The 19,411-nt window shown below is 39.6% G+C and carries 16 protein-coding genes; 8 read left to right on the top strand and 8 right to left on the bottom strand.

Features of this window, described 5'->3' with window-relative positions; genetic code table 11:
* Positions 1 to 40: 40 nt before the first annotated feature.
* From M1D52_RS00735 to M1D52_RS00755, 5 genes are all read right to left on the bottom strand, one after another.
* Positions 41 to 826, bottom strand: coding sequence for a DUF4292 domain-containing protein (locus M1D52_RS00735; RefSeq protein ID WP_437394024.1), 786 nt, complete (start codon positions 824 to 826; stop codon positions 41 to 43).
* Positions 827 to 846: 20 nt separating this feature from the next.
* Positions 847 to 2,559 (bottom strand): tetratricopeptide repeat protein, encoded by a 1,713-nt coding sequence (locus tag M1D52_RS00740; RefSeq protein WP_437394025.1) that lies wholly within the window; start codon positions 2,557 to 2,559, stop codon positions 847 to 849.
* Between the two features lie 114 nt (positions 2,560 to 2,673).
* A complete protein-coding gene (locus tag M1D52_RS00745) occupies positions 2,674 to 4,140 on the bottom strand; it encodes a lipopolysaccharide biosynthesis protein (RefSeq protein WP_437394105.1) in 1,467 nt (488 codons plus the stop codon).
* Positions 4,141 to 4,194: 54 nt separating this feature from the next.
* The gene (locus tag M1D52_RS00750) at positions 4,195 to 4,467 is read right to left on the bottom strand and encodes an acylphosphatase (protein WP_437394026.1); all 273 of its coding nucleotides are present in this window, start codon (positions 4,465 to 4,467) and stop codon (positions 4,195 to 4,197) included.
* 127 nt (positions 4,468 to 4,594) lie between these two features.
* Positions 4,595 to 5,770, bottom strand: a complete 1,176-nt coding sequence (locus tag M1D52_RS00755; RefSeq protein WP_013664436.1) for an amidohydrolase family protein — start codon at positions 5,768 to 5,770, stop codon at positions 4,595 to 4,597.
* Positions 5,771 to 5,946: 176 nt separating this feature from the next.
* Between M1D52_RS00755 and rlmN the strand changes: the two genes are divergently transcribed.
* On the top strand, positions 5,947 to 7,002 hold the full coding sequence (gene rlmN / locus M1D52_RS00760) for a 23S rRNA (adenine(2503)-C(2))-methyltransferase RlmN (protein ID WP_041387983.1): 1,056 nt from the start codon (positions 5,947 to 5,949) through the stop codon (positions 7,000 to 7,002).
* Between the two features lie 145 nt (positions 7,003 to 7,147).
* On the top strand, positions 7,148 to 7,837 hold the full coding sequence (locus M1D52_RS00765) for a ComF family protein (RefSeq protein ID WP_437394027.1): 690 nt from the start codon (positions 7,148 to 7,150) through the stop codon (positions 7,835 to 7,837).
* A gap of 278 nt (positions 7,838 to 8,115) precedes the next feature.
* Here the strand turns inward: M1D52_RS00765 and glyA are convergent, their stop codons facing one another.
* Together glyA and M1D52_RS00775 are read right to left on the bottom strand one after the other, a co-directional pair.
* Positions 8,116 to 9,387: a serine hydroxymethyltransferase gene (glyA, locus tag M1D52_RS00770; RefSeq protein WP_013664432.1), complete on the bottom strand. Its 1,272-nt coding sequence runs from the start codon at positions 9,385 to 9,387 to the stop codon at positions 8,116 to 8,118.
* A 154-nt stretch (positions 9,388 to 9,541) separates the two neighbouring features.
* On the bottom strand, positions 9,542 to 10,294 hold the full coding sequence (locus tag M1D52_RS00775) for a segregation and condensation protein A (protein WP_437394028.1): 753 nt from the start codon (positions 10,292 to 10,294) through the stop codon (positions 9,542 to 9,544).
* 811 nt (positions 10,295 to 11,105) lie between these two features.
* Here M1D52_RS00775 and dxs point away from each other — a divergent pair.
* The 6 genes from dxs (at position 11,106) to M1D52_RS00805 (ending at position 18,884) form a co-directional block, all read left to right on the top strand.
* Positions 11,106 to 13,034: a 1-deoxy-D-xylulose-5-phosphate synthase gene (gene dxs, locus M1D52_RS00780; RefSeq protein WP_437394030.1), complete on the top strand. Its 1,929-nt coding sequence runs from the start codon at positions 11,106 to 11,108 to the stop codon at positions 13,032 to 13,034.
* Positions 13,035 to 13,113: 79 nt separating this feature from the next.
* Positions 13,114 to 14,142, top strand: coding sequence for an ABC transporter substrate-binding protein (locus M1D52_RS00785; RefSeq protein ID WP_437394031.1), 1,029 nt, complete (start codon positions 13,114 to 13,116; stop codon positions 14,140 to 14,142).
* Entirely contained in the window at positions 14,139 to 15,143 is a 1,005-nt protein-coding gene (locus M1D52_RS00790; protein WP_437394033.1) for a FecCD family ABC transporter permease, read from the top strand. The genes M1D52_RS00785 and M1D52_RS00790 overlap by 4 nt, the downstream gene beginning before the upstream one ends.
* Positions 15,140 to 15,907, top strand: a complete 768-nt coding sequence (locus tag M1D52_RS00795; protein ID WP_437394034.1) for an ABC transporter ATP-binding protein — start codon at positions 15,140 to 15,142, stop codon at positions 15,905 to 15,907. The genes M1D52_RS00790 and M1D52_RS00795 overlap by 4 nt, the downstream gene beginning before the upstream one ends.
* 2 nt (positions 15,908 to 15,909) lie before the next feature.
* A complete protein-coding gene (locus tag M1D52_RS00800; RefSeq protein ID WP_437394035.1) occupies positions 15,910 to 16,431 on the top strand; it encodes a GNAT family N-acetyltransferase in 522 nt (173 codons plus the stop codon).
* Positions 16,432 to 16,451: 20 nt separating this feature from the next.
* Positions 16,452 to 18,884 (top strand): TonB-dependent siderophore receptor, encoded by a 2,433-nt coding sequence (locus tag M1D52_RS00805; RefSeq protein WP_437394037.1) that lies wholly within the window; start codon positions 16,452 to 16,454, stop codon positions 18,882 to 18,884.
* Between the two features lie 48 nt (positions 18,885 to 18,932).
* Here M1D52_RS00805 and M1D52_RS00810 read toward each other — a convergent pair whose 3' ends face one another.
* A complete protein-coding gene (locus M1D52_RS00810) occupies positions 18,933 to 19,403 on the bottom strand; it encodes an urease accessory protein UreE (protein ID WP_437394038.1) in 471 nt (156 codons plus the stop codon).
* Positions 19,404 to 19,411 lie beyond the last annotated feature (8 nt).

Here is a 19,411-nt window from a genome sequence, read left to right on the forward strand (position 1 = left end):
AAAGTACTAAAATATTTTTATCTCGATAAACATTTGTTGATTAACGTATTCCACTTAAGGGCTTATATTTTGACGGAATAGTGAATGGCATCTCTACGGCCTCATTCAAAGCAATACGATTGTACTTTAGCTGTAATTCCAGTTTTACAGCGGATGAATTAGCGGTTAAACGAATATCCTTAGGTACCGGATGTTTGCCTATTAATGCAAAATCAGAATAATCCGTATTTACTTGGCGTTCCTGATTGTAAGTGCTTAAACTACAATTAGTGACCCTGAAATTGTCATCTGTTCTTACTAAGAAATTTAAATCATTTTTAAAGCCACTTAGTAAATAACCTAAATCTCCTTTTTTTGCCTCGTTCGAATAAGTCAACGCTTGATCAATCATATTACCTACCATCATAGCCTGTAGATTACCATAGGTAATCTCTTCGGAGGCAAATTGATGTAAAAAGGCAAAGGGTTCGTCGATGTAGGTTCCGTTGATACGATTCATCATTCGAAAGCGGGTCGGCGTGATTAATACGCGAGCAGCCTCGATTCCAAAGACGGTGGTAATAGATATCCATATCGCTTCCTGGTTTTTTATCTTGATATTTAAGGTTGCATCATAGTTGTCTTTATTGATGGCAACGGCCGATTTTGCTTTAGCACTGAAGGTGTTGAAGCTCAATTGATTGTCAAGGATACCATTCACCAATACCCGATTATCCAAGGTGATCCGACTTTCTTCTTTGGTTGCGTCGACTATTACTTTTTTGCTTTTGCAAGCGACGATCAGCAAGCTAGCCGATAAAACCGTCAAAATGGATAGCTTTCGCAAATTTGAATGGTTAAAAGGCATTACTCAATATACTTTTTAGCATCGATCTTTTTAGTTAAAAGCTCCACATTTTCCCCCGTAGTTTCCCCGGTGGCTTTTGCTTCCTTCCATTTGGAAACGGCTTTTTCGATGTCACCCAGTTTAAACAATATATCGCCATAATGTTCAAGGAGCGCAAAGGACTTTTCCCCTGAATTGGTGATTGCTTTTTCGATCCATTTTAAAGCTTCAGCGTAATTGCCCTGTTGAAACAGCACCCATGCGTACGTGTCTTGAAACGTCGGATTATTAGGCTCTAATTCGTTTGACTTTCTCGACATCTTAGCGGCCGCTTCTAAATTGGTTTTTCGAAGCGATAAATAGTAGGCGTAATTATTAAGCGTTCCCACGTTGTTGCTATCAATGGCAAGCGCCTCATCATAGGCTTGATCGGACTCTGCAAACATATCCAAGGCGTGATAGGTGTCACCTAAGCTGCTATATACTTGCGTAAGCAACGGGGTGTTTTTCTCGTCAACATAATTAAGCGCGGCTTCAAAACAACTTCTTGCATCCGTATATTTCTTCTCCATAAAGAAAGCATGCCCCGAAAAAAACTGAGTTAAAGGCTGTTGCGGAAACAATGCCGAGGCTTTATAAGCATGTGCCAAAGCCTCTTTTTGCATACCTAAACTGAGCTCTATCTGTAATAGTTGTTCCCAAATGGTATTCACCCTGCTGTTGATATCGATCGCTTTGAGATATTGTTCCCGAGCTTCCTTCAGTTGTTTTTGTTGGGCTAATATATCTCCATATAAAGCAAAAGCACGTGCATCCGTTGGATAGCTTATCGTTAATGTATTCGCTAAATCGCGAACGATAGGTGCCATTTCATTACTCTTCGGGTCAGACATGAGACTGATCAATAGGCGCATTTTCCCTTCGAAATCCATCCGTTCACTGGCAAAAGCCATTCGAAGCTCCCGAGTCGATTTTTCCTCATCTTTCAAATTGTGATAGGCATCCGCTTTACTTAAAGAAATGTAAGGATCGCCGGGGATACGTGCATGTCCTTCGTCCAAGACCTTAATAGCTTCCTTGGGCTTGTTAAGCTTTAAGTATAAGTTGGCTAAGAGTAGATATCCTTTTGTACTATCCGGTTCCTTTTCGATAATAGAGGTGACTTCTTCGATGGCCTTTTTGGGCTGTTTTTGTTTTAAGTATATCTCCTGCCGCGCAATAATGATGTTATCATCCTTTCCGAACTTTTGCTCTATTTCATGGTAAGCCTGTAGTGATTTGTCAAGCTCATTATTAAGAAAAAGGGCGTAAGCACGGTCATAGAAGTACTCTTTCTTTTCGGGTTTGATGCGAATCAGCTGGTCAAAAATAGGAGGGAGGGAGTTAAAATCCTCCATCCGTTTGTAAATGTCTGCCAACAAAACCCAATACCACTCATTATCTGGCTTTAGTGTTGTTGCTTTTTTTGCATGGATGGCAGCATCACCTAGGTTTTTATCTTCCAACTCTAATCGGGCTAGTTCGAAATAAGCGGCATCGTTGTTCTCGTCTAGCTTTAACAACTTGTGAAGTGTAGTTTGCGCTAGGTCAATATCTCCTCGGGCCTTTTCGTTGAGCGCCTGGTAATATAAATCCTTTACCTGACTGCTGTCTGTCGCTGTTTGCGCAAGTACCTGTTGTCCACTTATTAATAAAAGACATATAAACCAGTATATTTTATTCTTTAAAATCATCTTACAATTGTTGTTTTAAATCGTACTCGTTTCACCATAGTCGATCAAGTAGGGAAGTGCCAATATCCGTACTCCTCCTTTCATCGCTTTAACGCTATCGCAAAGGTTGGGCCATTATCTTCGCTTATAGCCTAATAATTGTTTAAGTTGCGGCCCCTCTTTTAAGTATATACCGATTAAGAAGAGCAAAAGCAGTCCGTTACCGATTATTAGGTTCCTTCCAAATACGGAGAAAGATAACCAACTCAAAATAATTGCACATACAATATACGTCAAATTTTTAAATGTATGATAGGGAATTGGGTATTTTTTTTGTCCTAAAACATAAGAAAGAATCATCATGCAGGCATAGGTTACCATCGTAATCCAGGCTGACGCGATAAAGCCGTAAGAGGGAATAAAAACCAAATTCAACACAATAGTAACAATAGCTCCGGTACCTGAAATATAAAGACCATATTTTGTTTGATCAGATAATTTATACCAAATAGATAAACTCATATATACACCTAAGAAAATATATCCTAGTAAAAGGATTGGAACAATTGATAATCCTTTCCAATTTTCCATACTTGTTGTAAGAGAGGATCCGGCTATAAAATATTTTAAAATCTCAATATTGGCTACTAAACCAAACATGCCTATTGCCATGGCAATAACGAAATAATCCATAATGATGGCATAAGTTTGACCTGAATTTTTTTCTTTTGCTTGACTAAAGAAAAACGGCTCGGCACCTAAGCGAAATGCCTGGATGAAAATACTCAAAAATACGGCTAGTTTTGCCGACAATCCGTAGATACCAACTTGCGTTTCGGCGATATCATCCGGTAATAATTGTCCTAAAAATACTTTATCAAGGTTTTCATTTATAATAAATGAAAAGTTGGCAATCAAAATAGGGAAACTATAAGAAAACATTTCTCGCGCTAACGGGCCATTGAATCGTAATTTCAGTTTGAGCAATTCCGGGATCATGAGTAATAGTGTGACCGCGCTAGCGATTAGATTGGATAGGAAGACATAACCAACCCATTGGGGATGATACCAAGTAGAAAAGTATGGAGCAATGGATAGATCAGTCTTAATGGCCCAAGGAATGAAAACGATAAAAAATAAATTACAGGATACAAAAATGAAAATGTTAAATAACTTAATCATTCCATATCTTAGCGGGCGTCCGTCTGCTCTGATTTTTGCGAACGGAATAACAGCGATAGCATCTAATACTAAAATAAGTGCAAAATAGGTGATATACCTCGATAGATCTGGGTCCGATATATTCATAAAGTGCGCTATTTCCTGCTTAAAAAGCAGCACTAGGAGAAGGAAACATAAACTGATAGCAAGAATTATCAGAAAGGTGTTATTGTAAACGGCCTGCTTATTATCCTCTTTTTTTTGAATGTAGCGGAAAAAAGTGGTTTCCATTCCAAAGGCAAGTAATGCGTTCAATAGCGAAGCATAACTATACATCGTGGTAAAAATCCCGAAGACGGCTGTGGATAGTTTTCTTGAAAATAAAGGTGTAAGGATAAAATTGACTAAACGAGCTATGATCGTACTTAAACCATAGATCATGGTTTGCCCGGCAAATTTTCGTAGTGTAGACAATTTTTTTTGACAGTTAAAATGTTAACGCTTAAGAATTTCGAAATTGTTATAGTTTTTCAGTTCACCGGGATTAATTTCAACTTTTTCGACAACAGCATGTTCCGGTCCCTCATGGCACCATTCTAAGAAATTCTCCAATCCGAAAGCATCTCCTTCTGCTTCTATGTAAACACTTCCGTCGGGTAAATTCTTGACAAAGCCGGTGACTTGTAACTGATTGGCAACGGCTTTAGTTGCTGCTCTGAAAAAGACTCCCTGTACTTTTCCGAAAACGGTAATATTTAAATGCTTCATTGGCACTGATACTTCTTAAGGACAGTCGAAACTGTATGTTACAAATGTGCAATTTTTTTGTAAATCAACTTGTCTCTTTTCCATAGGATTAACTATGCCGAATAGCAATTAACAGAAAATGAATGCTTTAGATTAAGGGCGTAACGGTTGAGTTTTCGCTCAGTTTTAGCCCTTGCGTGTGACTGATGAGGTTAAGGCCAGGTTTTTTGCCCTTTTCTAGACTGCCGTATTGGTGATCAATACCTAAGTATTTGGCGCCATTAAGCGTTGCCCACTTTAAGGTATCCTCAAGTTTTAAATGCGGGAAATGAGCGTGCAGTGTCAAAAGCTCCGATAAAATGCATAACTTATCGTTAGAAGCTAAACTGTCTGTGCCTAGCGTAATGGGACTGTCCTGATTCAGAAATAGGTCGATTTTTGGCAGCCTGTTTTCGATATACAGATTGGCATTAGGGCATAGACACCAGGTCACGTTTCCCGCAAAACGATCCACAAAAAAAATATCTTTCATGTTTGTGTACGTGTTATGAACAAACATAACGGGTTGCCGCTTTGGTAATAGAGGAACGATGGTTTGAATAGAATCCCTGGCTTGCGCCTTGAAGAAGCCAATATCTCGGTTTAACTTTCGATAAAAATCAATAAATTGCCCTGACTTATAGCGATAAAGCTTGTTCTCCTCTTCGCTTTCCTGATTGTGGATACTGAGCAGATTGGTTTCCGGTTTATGAAGTTGTTTTAAAAACCTGAAAATTTCTTTACATACCGAGTAAGGGGCATGCGGTGTGATGGAAGACGGTAGCCCGTCGAATGATTCACAGAGCGCTAAGCCATCTCTAAACACTTCTTGCGCTTTTTCCGGTTCAAAGCACAGAATTTCTATAAAGGTATGGTAATAAAGGCTGCTTTTCTCCTTTGTTTCTTTCGAAATAGCACGGTTTGCAATATCACCAACCGCCACAATGCCATTCCTTTTCATTTCCGAGTCGGCAGATTGCATGGCCTTTACAACTTCCTTCTCGTTCGCATTCCGTTGCCCAATAACAGCTTCGATGAAAGGAATTAGCCCAGTGCCTTTGGCGAATTTACCCTTCAGATGGGAAAGTTCTAAATGACAGTGCGTGTTAATAAATCCCGGAGTAATAATACCCTTATGTTTCGTAATGGTTTTATCCGATATTTCTTTTGCTCCTGATTCATAAACACCTATAATTTCACCGTTCTCGTCCACCCCAATGATACCATTATGAATGGGTTTTGCAGAAACGGGAAGAATATAGTCTGCCGAGTAATAATTTACCATGACATCTGAGGTTCACTAAAAATATGAAGAATTCGTCTACTTTTTTTAATAATTACGGGCAATGTTAGCAAAAAATATGAAACTAACGAAATTTGTTTCACGCTTTAACACACTTGTATAACAAAGGATTATATGTTTTTGTGTTAAAAAAGCGGTATATTTGCACCGTGAAAAACATGGGAAAGAAAGTAGATATCAGATCGTTAAGCCTTGAACAGTTGAAGGAAAGTTTACTCGCTTTAGGCGAGCAAAGTTTTCGTGCAAAGCAAATTTTTGAGTGGTTATGGATGAAGTCGTGCGTAGATTTCGATAATATGACCAATCTTAGCAAAAAGTTACGCGATTCGCTGAAAGAGAATTTTATAATCAACGCTGTTCGCATCGATAAATCTCAATACAGTGCTGATAAAACCATAAAGAGCACGTTTAAGCTTTTTGACAATAATATTATTGAAGGTGTTTTAATCCCTACTCCTGATCGGATGACTGCCTGCGTCAGCTCCCAGGTGGGTTGCAGTTTAACATGCAAATTCTGTGCAACGGGGTATATGGATAGAAAGCGGAACTTAAATGCAGACGAAATTTACGATCAAGTTGTTTTAATCAATAAACAGGCAGAAGAAAACTATTCGATCCCCCTAAGTAATATTGTTTATATGGGAATGGGTGAGCCGCTACTTAATTATGCCAATGTTTTAAAATCTATCGAACGGATTACAGCTCCTGATGGACTGAATATGGCAGCAAAAAGGATAACTGTTTCAACTGCCGGAATAGCCAAAATGATTAAGAAGTTGGGAGACGATCAAGTGAAATTTAATTTAGCCCTCTCCCTTCATGCAGCGAATGACGCAAAAAGAAATGAAATCATGCCGATTAATGAGCAGAATTCGTTAAAGGCATTGGCCGAAGCGCTAAAATATTATTTTGCCAAGACAAAAAATCCCGTTACTTACGAATACATCGTTTTTAACAATTTTAACGACGAATTGGAAGATGCAGCAGAATTGGCGTCCTTCTGCAAACACCTGCCTTGTAAAGTTAACATCATTGAATATAATCCCATCGCCTTTGCAGATTTCGAGAATGCGGAAGGGGATAAAATTGATCGCTTTGCGGCGTTTCTTAGAAAAAGAGGTATAACCACCAATGTCAGAAGAAGCCGGGGCAAAGACATTGACGCTGCATGTGGACAGTTAGCTGTTAAAGAAAAACAAGAACAATTGATGTAAGCTTAAAGCTTCGAGAGAAAGTTTTAACTAACCGATGGCCAAAGCTGATACGATCATGTATTAATAGCTGCGCATACAAAATAGTAAGGTTGTCAAAGCGGGAAGCCAAGTGCGATTGATGGTCTTATGGCATTAATTATAGCCTATGATGATCCGGTATTTTCAAGCCCTTGTCTCATTACTATATCCCGAATTATGTGCGGGCTGTAAGCGATCGCTGTATGAACATGAATCGCTTATTTGCACCCATTGTCTCTATCATTTACCAATTACAAATTTCCATCTCGATCCGGCAAATGCTGCAAGCAAACAATTGTGGGGTCGGGTTCCGTTACAGGCGGTTTCTTCTTATCTTTATTATGTAAAAGGATCCACTGTTCAAAACATACTGCACCATTTAAAGTACTTCAATAAACCGGAAATAGGAAATATGCTGGGTAAACGGTATGGCGAACTGTTATACTGCTCCACTTTTCGGCATGTTGATCTCATCGTTCCCGTACCTTTGCATCCTAAAAAGCTAAAGAAAAGAGGATACAATCAAAGTGAGTTTTTTGCAAAAGGACTGAGCGAAAGCTTTAAAGTTCCAATAGAAACAGGAAATCTAATTCGACATACTCGCACAGAATCACAAACAACAAAAAGACGTTATGAACGTTACGAGAACATGAAAGAAATATTTGAAGTACTTAAACCTCAAACCTTTCAAGACAAATATATCTTGCTGGTGGATGATGTGCTAACAACAGGTGCTACCATTGAAGCCTGCGCTTATAAACTCTTGGAAATAGCTGGTGTACGTGTTAGTGTAGTGACGCTAGCCTATACCAAATAAACGTGATGGAGTTCTTCGGTCTATCATTAGAATAACATTATACTTTCTTCGTATTAACCATACTATTAATAAGGGGTTGAAAAAGGGTTGATAAGGGGTTAACAAAGGGTTAGTAAAGGTTTTATCTAGGCTAACCCTCCACTAATTCTTTATTATTACTAAATGAATACTTATTTAATGGTAAGATATGTATGGATTAATGTCGAAGTTAAGCCAACAAAAACGGGCATTCACATTGAATGCCCGTTTGTTAATTTTACGACAGATGATCTTACTGTCTATTTATATAAAGGAAATTTTGCCATTAATTGAAGCACTTCTTCATGAACCGCATCAAGCACGGCTTCGTCTTCCGGCGCGTTAATAACGCGATCAATGAATTCAACGATTTGTACCATTTCGGTTTCTTTCAGTCCTCTAGTTGTTATGGCCGCTGTTCCCATACGGATACCTGATGTAACAAACGGTGATTTGTCATCAAACGGCACCATGTTTTTGTTCGTCGTAATACCGGCTTCGCCTAATGCAGCTTCCGCTGCTTTGCCGCTGATTCCTTTGTTTCTTAAGTCAATCAACATGGAGTGGTTATCTGTACCACCTGAAATAATTTGATAACCTTTGCTAACGAAGGCATCTGCCATTGCCGAAGCGTTTTTCTTTACTTGCAAGATATAACTCATATAATCGTCGCTTAGTGCTTCGCCAAAAGCCACGGCTTTAGCGGCGATGATATGCTCTAAAGGACCGCCTTGCGTACCGGGAAAAACAGCCATATCTAAAAGGGAAGACATCATTCTTATTTCACCTTTAGGAGTTTTTAAACCCCAAGGATTTTCAAAGTCTTTACCCATCATAATCATACCGCCGCGAGGTCCTCTCAGGGTTTTATGTGTCGTGGTCGTGACGATATGGCAATGCGGAAGTGGGTCCGTCAAGAGTCCACGAGCAATTAAACCGGCTGGATGTGAGATGTCAGCTACTACTAAAGCACCGATTTTATCAGCTACCTGACGAATAAAGGCATAATCCCAGTCGCGTGAATAAGCAGAAGCTCCAACAATAATTGCTTTTGGTTGTTCTCTTAACGCCGTTTCTTCTAAGGCTTTATAATCGATTAGGCCGGTTTCTTTGTCGACACCATAAAAATGAGCTTCATATAATTTACCGGAAAAATTTACCGGGGAACCATGCGTCAGATGTCCTCCATGGGAAAGATCGAACCCTAAAATTTTATCGCCCGGTTTAAGTATCGCTAAAAATACGGCGGCATTGGCCTGCGCTCCCGAATGCGGTTGTACGTTAACCCATTCGGCATTGAAAAGCTGCTTTGCGCGGTCGATCGCTATTTGTTCAATTTCGTCAACTACTTCGCAGCCACCATAATAACGCTTGCCCGGTAGTCCTTCTGCATATTTATTCGTTAATACAGAACCGGCTGCTTCCATGACCTGTTTGCTTACAAAATTTTCTGAAGCGATTAACTCAATACCTTCTTCCTGGCGTTGTAATTCTTCATTAATCAGCTCAAATATGATGTTATCTCTTTCCATTAAATATTGATATAAGTATCAGTTTTAGATAGTTGCGCAAAGATAGGGAAAATGTAGAGAATTGATAAGTGCTTTGTGCATTTATTAGCAGTTAGCTAGTTAACCACCGGCATTACCCTTTAGGTCTTAAATCTTACACCATAAACCCTATAGCTTACACCGCTTGTGCTTTCTCTTGTACCCAAAAATTGTTATATCCCAAACCTAATTGTATCTCGAGAATCTGCTGTTGAAGCATTTCCAGTATGGCTAAAAAGTTGTATACAAAATGAACCCTATTTTCAGAGTGCTGTTGAATGGCCTTAAAATCTAACTTTTGATTGATGGTTAATAATGAGGCAATGGCTTTTTTCTGTTGTTCAATCGTATACGGATATTGTACAACAGTATGTTTTACTTCATTCGATTTGTTTAGATACGCATTCATTAATCGATCATAAACTTTCATTAATTTATATAGATCGAATGAATTCAATTCTTCTCCCGGCTCCGCCTCATTGGCTGCAATTTTGAGATTAAATGCAATGTTGCCACGCTTTTCAACCATGAAACGGTTATCTTCCAACGCTTTTAGATCTTCACAAACCGTTTTGAATTTTTTATATTCTATAAGTTTTTGTACAAGGTCTTTCTTGAGGTCAATTTCATTGCCGTCTTCATCTATTTCAGGCCGTGGTAATAGCATTTTGGCCTTAATCCGCATCAGGGTAGCAGCAACAAAAATAAATTCGCTCGCCAATTCCATGTTCAGGGCATTCATGTGGTGTATATATCCCAAGAAATCATCTGTAATTTTAGCAATCGAAATTTCGTGTATATTAAGTTCGTCCCGCTCAATGAAAAATAGCAAAAGGTCAAAAGGACCTTCGAATTGTGGAAGCTTTATCTCAAAACCCTCTGTTTGCATGGTTCCAAAGGTACGCTTTTATTAAATATAAATTGTAACGTAGAGTAAGTGCGTTTAAAAGGAACCTTTTTATTAATCTATTTTTTTAGTATCTGTTCTTTATGCTTGATCATAAAGAACCAAACAATCAAGGCTTATGCAGGCTACCTTGCAGCTGATTGCAAAGTATCCATAGCGCGTATTGGAGCCGTTTCACTTCCTCAATCCGCTTGCATATTGCAAAATGAACAGTCGTGCAAATACTTTGCTGCTCGTTGCGTCGGTATCCTCCAAGGCCGTTTTTCCCAACACACTGGCTATATATAAGGCTAAAAACTAGTACGTTCGGTTAAAAGTAAAAGCCCATCGTTCTACTAAAGTGCCGCCTCCAAAATTTACAGTCAGCACTGGGAGGCACTACCGTTCCTGTAAATTTTGAAGCGGCGAGCTTTCTTTGCTTCTTTTCTTTCGCGGAGAAAGAAAGAAGTTAAAATAAACGTTCTTTTAATATAAACACCTTTATGTTATAAGCGAAACCGACAACGGTAGTTCACCGAAGGTAATCTCCGGTGTTGGATCTAAAGACCGATTTTTAAGTAAGAAATGAAATATATTGCTGAAAAACAAAGCGAGTAGTTGCTTGTTGGTGAAAAATGAGCAGAACTAGCGGAAAGTTGAGATGGAACAGATCAGGAACAAAAAAAGCAGTACATAGCTAAATTGAATATTTATCCTTTACTTTGTAAACGTTTTGTTATTACCGTAATTTTGTATTTACAGGCAGAGAATGAGGACTGATTGCAGGACAAATTCTTTCAGAACCTATTTTAATATGGATTTTGAACCAGGAACGTTGCTAAAAAACATAAATAGCCCCGCCGATTTAAAAAAGCTCAGTGAGTCGGATTTAGAGAATGTTTGTAAAGAGCTACGTCAATATATTATTGATGTTGTATCTGTTTATGGCGGACATTTTGCCGCTAGTTTAGGGGTGGTGGAGTTGACGGTGGCGCTGCATTATGTACTCAATACGCCCTATGACCAATTGGTTTGGGATGTCGGCCATCAAGCCTATGGACATAAAATCCTTACCGGAAGACGAGATGTGTTTCATACCAATCGCGTATATAATGGTATCAGTGGGTTTCCTAAACGTAGTGAAAGTGAATATGATACCTTCGGCGTAGGGCATTCTTCCACTTCTATATCGGCTGCGTTAGGGATGGCGGTAGCTTCTCATTACAAGGGAGAAAATGATCGTCAGCACGTTGCGGTAATTGGTGACGGCTCTATGACAGCCGGTATGGCATTCGAAGCACTGAATCATGCCGGCATAGAGAAATCTAACTTGCTCGTCATTTTGAATGATAATTGCATGGCCATCGATCCAAATGTTGGTGCGCTAAAGGAATACTTAACGGATATTACAGTTTCAAAGCCTTATAACCGCTTTCGCGATGATATTGCTGCAGTTTTAAGTAAGATCTCCCAAATAGGGCCTGATGCGCTTGGCTTAGCCAAAAAGATAGAGAAGAGCGTTAAAGGGACTTTACTGAAAAATAGTAATCTTTTTGAATCATTAAAATTCAGATACTTCGGTCCGGTTGATGGGCACGATGTAAAACGCTTAGTTAAAATTATTGATGAACTTAGGGATATACCGGGGCCTAAACTTTTACATTGCATCACGGTAAAGGGAAAAGGTTTTGCCTTGGCGGAAAAAGATCAAACTAAATGGCACGCGCCAGGCCTATTCGATAAAATTACAGGCGAAATCAAGAAAACAGTTAGCGACAAGCCTGTAGCGCCAAAATATCAAGATGTTTTCGGTCACACCTTGGTTGAACTGGCCGAGAAAAACGAAAAAATCATAGGCATTACACCGGCAATGCCTTCGGGTTCTTCCATGAATATTATGATGAAGGCTATGCCCGATAGAGCGTTTGATGTAGGTATTGCCGAACAGCACGCGGTTACTTTTTCCGCCGGTTTGGCAACCCAAGGAATGGTGCCTTTTTGTAACATATATTCAACATTTATGCAGCGGGCCTATGATCAGGTGATACATGATGTGGCTTTGCAAAATCTAAATGTCGTTTTTTGTCTCGATCGGGCAGGTATTGCGGGCGCCGATGGTCCTACGCACCACGGTGCGTATGATTTGGCATATATGCGTTGTATACCAAATATGAAGGTAGCCGCACCTATGAATGAGGAGGAGTTGCGCAATTTAATGTACACCGCACAAATCGAGGATATGGGGCCTTTTGTGATCCGTTATCCCCGCGGACAAGGTGTCATGCCTGATTGGAGAAGGCCTTTTAAAGAAATAACCATAGGGAAAGGACGAAAAATTTGTGACGGAGAAGATTTGGCGATATTAAGCATCGGGCATATCGGTAATGAGGTGGTAAAAGCTACCGTATCGCTTAACTCTGATGGGATTTTTCCTGCACATTACGATTTAAGATTTGTAAAGCCCCTGGATGAAGAGCTGCTGCATGAAGTGTTTCGAAAATTCAATAAAGTAATCACAGTAGAAGACGGATGTATACAAGGAGGCATGGGAAGTGCTGTGCTCGAATTTATGGCAGATCATGGTTATCAGTCGAAAGTCGTTCGTTTGGGAATCCCCGATGAATTTATCGAGCATGGCGAACAAAGTCAGCTTTGGGCAGAGTGTGGTTATGATGCTCAACATATTATTTTGAACGCAAAGCAGCTTTCCGAAGGTCGAAAAACCAATACTATGGCGGGGTAAACCAGCCTTGAAGAAGCTCTAATCTGGCGCTAAGATGCGCTTTATATAAAACCAATTGTGGTGGGGTACTTTTGTTGATATGAAAAGTACCTTCTGTTCCGGCTTTACAAAACTCGCTAAAGTATTACTGTTTAGTATCATTATTGCTTGTCGTTCCGCGGATCATAACGCCGTTAATAATCCTGAAGGTGCGGAGATTAAAGTTATTGATAGTAGAGGAAAAACAGTGAAGCTTGCAAAGCCAGCAGAACGTGTCGTTGTTCTGTACCAAGCGGCGTTAGATGCTATGTATATGCTACATGCAGAACATACCCTTGTGGGGATACAACAGCGCATTTACTTAGACTCCTCCGTCTTTAATTACTTCAGTAAACTTGATCCACGCATTGCCAAAAAAGAAATAACAAGTCCTGCCGCCTGGGAAAGCGGCGCTAGTGCAGAAAGTATTGTCCAATTAAAGCCGGATCTCGTGATTATGGCGGCCACGCAAACCGAGGCGATTGCCTTGATTGAGCAGCTGGGTATTCCCGTCTTTGGAGTCGCTTCTGAAACGAATGAGCAATTATTCAATGAAATAGCAGGAATGGGCGAGCTAACCGGGAGCTCACAACGAGCTAAGGAACTTATCAATTACGCGAAACATAAAATACAGTCTCTTCGAGACAGAAATAAAGATATCTATCCTAAAAAAAGCATTTATTACGCATGGTCAGGAGGCCGTATATATTCCACTTCGGGAAGAAACAGCAGGATAAGCAAATCAATTGAAATGGCAGGAGCGGTAAATGCTTGCCCCTATAGCATTGATGCGCCTAATGTAAATCCGGAAACACTTATCTCTTGGAATCCTGACGTCATATTATTGTGGAATACGGATCCTGCGGTGCTGTATAAACAGAAGGAATTGGCGGTATTGCCTGCAATTAAGAGGAAAGCCGTTTATTCGTTAGACCCTCCGTTCTATTATGACCCCCATACTTTAAAAGTCATTTATACAGCTGTTGTATTAAATAAACTTTGCTATCCTACGCACTCATCCTACGATTTGGACATTGAGAGGAAAGATATTTTATCAAATCTGTATGGAGATAAAGCAGCCTTGTTATGAAAAGGAGGGGAATAGTCATTTGGATCATCTTTTACGGTTTGCCGGTTCCTATGATTATATATTCATTAATGATAGGTTCGTCTAAAGAATTAGGAATTGCGGAGTTTTGGAACTGGCTTGCTTATAGGTTAAGTGGTGCCGGTTCCGATAGCGTGATTTTGAATGACAATATTATTACGAATATTCGTCTCCCACGGGTGTTATTGACTTATTTGGTTGGTGCGGGCCTAGCTAGTTGTGGTGGCGCGCTGCAAGCAATGTTCAGAAATCCCTTGGTTGACCCCTATCTTTTGGGAATTTCCTCAGGCTCCGCTTTTGGAGCGTCCTTAGCGATTCTCTTTCCATTTCTTCCTATTAATTTATCCGCATTTATATTCGGTGCGCTCGCTGTGATACTTACATTTTTCATTGGCTTTACAAAAAATAAATCGTCGTTAGTTCCCATTATATTGTCCGGAATGATTGTTTCCGGGTTATTTACTGCTGGAATTACGCTCGTTCAATACCTAAGTGATCCATACAAGTTACAAGCAATTATTCAATGGACAATGGGAAATCTACACCTTGCCTCATGGGATAAATTCTATCGGGCGATTGTTCCAATTATGGCCGGTTTAATGGGGATTTACGTGCTACGCTGGAAGCTGAATTTGTTAGCCTTGGGTGATGAAGAAGCGAAGGCGGTAGGTGTAAATCCATTAAAAGTCAAGTTCTTACTAGTGAGTTTAACAACGGTGGTAACGGCTGCTTCGGTCGCCGGTGCAGGTATTATTAGCCTATATGGACTCTTTGTTCCACATATTACCCGCATGCTCATGGGGGCCGATAATATTAAAACAACGAGTGCTAATATCTTTTTTGGAGGGACTTTTCTGCTGATTATCGATAATTTTTCGAGAACCATTATGCCCTATGAAGTACCCATAGGCGTATTTACAATGATTTTAGGAGCTCCATTCTTTATTTTCCTTATAAAAAGGAAAAAAATAAACTGGTTATGAGTAAGTATGCGATAGAAATTAATAAGTTATCTTTTACTTATGATGACAGCAACATTCTGGACGAAGTGTCAACGGCCTTCCCTTCCGGAAGTTTCAGCGTGCTTCTCGGACGGAATGGAAGCGGTAAATCTACCTTATTCAACATTATTGCGGGACTCGAAAAATATCAGCAAGGGTCGGTTAAGCTCATGGGAAAAGAACGTAAACAGCTCTCCTATAAGCATTGTGCAACCATACTAGGGTTCTTACCTCAATTCCATAAGACCGTATTTCCGTTTAAAGTAAAAGATGTGGTAATTACAGGTAGAGCAGCTTTTTCCTCTTACCTACCATCGAAACAGGATAAGATGATGGTAGATCAGGCTATTGACGAACTAGGAATATTGCATTTGGCCGATAAAGCCTATACCGAGCTTTCAGGAGGAGAAAGACAATTAGTGATGATTGCTCGTGTATTGGTACAGAATCCTCAGATTATCATGCTCGATGAACCTACCAATCATCTTGATCTACACTATCAAACCTATGTGCTCGATAAACTTCGCTTACTAGCAAGACGAGGATATACAATCGTATCGGTTATGCACGACCCTAATCTGGCAGTATTGTATGGCGATCAGTGCTTTTTTATGAAAGAAAAGAAAGTTTTCGTGACAGATGAAAATCCAAACGTTCAGATTAGACCTCTTTTCGAAGAGCTGTATGATGTGAAGTTGATTGATGTGCTCGTAAAAAATAAAACAGTGGTAGTCCCGGATTTTTAGCCATGAAAATTAATATAGAACAGGTTCAGGAAAACCATATACAAACAGTTGTTGACTTTGTAGTACAGTCTAGGAAGCTTTTGTTCCCGATGTTAACACACGATACAATACCGCTCGACTTACTTCACTTTGAAACGACTTACCTTCATAATTCCCAAGGTTGTTTTTTAATAGCGAAGAGTGCTTCCGACCATATCGTGGCATGTATTGGGATGAAAGCCTATGATCATCGTTTTCAGCGATTAAACTATCAAGATGTTATTACCAGTGAAGTCGTTAAACTATTTGTCGACCCAGCTTATCGACGGAATGGTTTAGCGACAGAATTATTGGCTAAGCTGAAGAGCATAGCATTTGCCCGGGGCATCGGCCGACTTTATTTGCATACGCACCCGTTTTTGACAGGTGCTTATGAATTTTGGCTTCACTGTGGTTTTCAATTTACTTATCAAGAAGTCGATCCCATATTTCAAACCATACATATGGAAATGTCCTTGCTAGAAAGTGCCAATACTAAAATGTAATGGTGTAATCTAATCTATACATGAAACTAAAACTATTTATTACAGTAGCCTTGGTAGGGGTGTGTCGTTTATCCCCAGCCCAATCAATAAACGCGATAGGTGGCGTAATTAAATCCATCGAAGGTAAGGCTTTGCCGGGAATTACAATTGGTATTCCATTGATTAAAATTTACACTGTCAGCGATTCTGCCGGTATGTTTAATTTGACAAAGCTTCCCTTAGGAAGGCACGAGTTAAGAATAACCGGAATAGGTTATCGTGATTATCGTAAAATGATTGATTTGAATGATAGTAATACGTCTGTAGACGTCGAAGTATATTTAGAACCAGTTCAACAGGCTTTACAGGAGGTGTTGGTGGAGGGAAGGAAGGAGCGTTCGTATGTAAATAGAAATAGTTTTATCGGTACAAAAGTGGAAACTGCGCTCATAGATGTACCTCAAACTATTTCTTCGGTAACGAAGGAATTGATCGAAGATAAACAAGCCTTCATCATAACTGATGTAGTTAGTGATTTGGCTGGTGTTAATCAATATTCTTCTTACGATGATTTAACGATTCGAGGTTTTCGAAGTGGTTATGGCTCAGGTTTTCGATTGGTTAATGGCTTACGTTCGGGATATGGTTATGGAACGAGCTTTTTTAGAGTCCCTATGACTATTAACCTAGAAAGTATTGAAGTATTGAAGGGTCCGGGTGCAGCGTTGTTTGGCGACATCAGCCCCGGAGGAAGTGTGAATATGGTCACAAAAAAGCCTTTGGAAGAGAGTCGGCATGCCATTACAATTGGAGCAGGAAGTTTTAATACCGTCCGAACGATGCTTGATTTTACAGGTGCGCTAGAAAAAGAAAAGAAATTATTGTACCGTTTAAATATCGGACAAGAGCATACGAATACGTTTAGAGATGTAAATCATCGGAAATCCATGATGCTTGCTCCGACATTTACGTTTCGGCCGACTGAGCAAACGACTATTAACGCAGAAGTTGTCTATGGGAGCTATGATGGATACCTTGATAGGGGCATAAGCCTAAAGGGAAACGATTTATATGCATTGCCGCGTTCATTCACATTAAGCCAACCGAGTGATTATTTTAGAGTCAACGATTTATCAATCAATGCTTCCTTGAATCATAAAATCACTTCTAATTTGTCACTGAATCTTGCTTATATGAAGTTTTTGTATAGTGAGGAGTTATCGGAGCATCGAACATTAAACACCTATGCTGACGCTGCGAATACAATTATGAATTTACGTTATATGGAGAAGAAAACACGTGAATACACAGATAATGTATCAGCCTACTTCTCCTTTTCAGGCAATACAGGAGCGCTCAAGCATCATTTAGTTGGTGGGATGGATTATATTCGCTATGAAACAGATAAACGTGGTCATCAATGGGAGGCTAGATCGCAAGAAATTAACGGAGAAATAGTGCCCTTGACAATAGATCTGAATAACCCCATCTACGAGCTTCGTAATACTGCAAATTACATTAGATTGCCGTTAGCACCATTTTTTGTAGATTACTTGAATTCGTCCTATCGCACCACCGGAATTTATATACAAAATCAGATTAACGCCGGCAAACGCTTGAAATTATTAATGGGATTGCGTTATGAGATGTTTAATGACAGTCGGCCCTTTGACGTCGCTATCGAAAAAATTAGGCAAAATGCCTGGTTACCACGTTTTGGGTTAACCTATTCGATCCTCGATCAGGTTAATTATTTCGCTAGTTACAGTCAAGGCTTTATTCCTGTGAATCCCCAATTTGTACGTAATCCTGAAAACTACGGGAGGGAGACTCCTTTCAAAAAAGAAAATAGTTTCCAGATTGAAAACGGAATAAAAGGATCTCTTCTTAATCGCCGGGTATTTGCTGCCTTATCTTTTTATCATATTGAACGAAGAAATATGCTGGTGAATACCGGGGTACTAAATGATTTAGGAAATCCGATTTATAGGCAGAATGGTCGGGTAAAATCACAAGGAGCTGAACTTGAGTTTAAAGGAAATATAACGGATAATATTCAATTGAGTGGCAATTATGCCTTTAATCACACAAGAATTCTGGAAACGGAAATAAGGATGGAACAAGGTATGCTTGCGGCTAATGCGCCCAAACACACTGCTGGCTGGTGGGGTAAATATGTATTTAATCGTGGCATTCTTAAAGGCATTGGTGTCGGTATAGGTGGTCAGTTAATCAGCGAGCGGAGAATGGAGAATCCGACAACAAATATTCATACAGGAGAACAAGAGTGGGGCTTTTGGCCCTCCTATGTTATTGCGAATACAGCGCTTTATTATCAGATCGGAAACTTTAGACTGGCTACAAATATTAACAATATATTTAATAAATATTATTATGTAGGCGGTTTCGATTATACGAGAGCCTTCCCTGGAACTCCACGCAATGCCATGGTTTCTTTAGGATATACATTTTAAATCCCGGTAATGTGTTGTATTGCAAGTTTGCTCGGTTCAGTGGCGATCTTATCGGTTTGTGCTTATAGAGTAAAATGGTGTTAACTTTGCCTGAGGTAACAATTGACAAGTCTCGATAGAAATGAGCGAACCATATTGATGCCATAGCGCTTGATAAAGCCGACCGTCATAAGCTACACAAAGCGTATCGTGAGCAAGTAAGAATAGGGGTAAATGTTGATTGCCTATATCTGAACAAAAGAAGCCTACCGTTTTCAAATCGGATGTTTTAAGAACGATACAATCGCAGGGCTTTATACGAACCAACACAGCGATATGCCCGTCGCTCCATAGAACGTCATCATTGTAAAGTGGTTTTTTTTGTTTTCGCTGAATAAAAAAATTCATCCCACCTATGCTTTGTCTTTTGATGGTCGTTCGGTTAACTTCGAACCATTCAATTTCTAAATAGTCAATGATTGCCTCATGTGTCAATGAACTTGCAAAAATTTCTTCTATTTTTATGAACGAAGCATACATGGGATAAA

The organism is Olivibacter sp. SA151 (assembly GCF_054130995.1).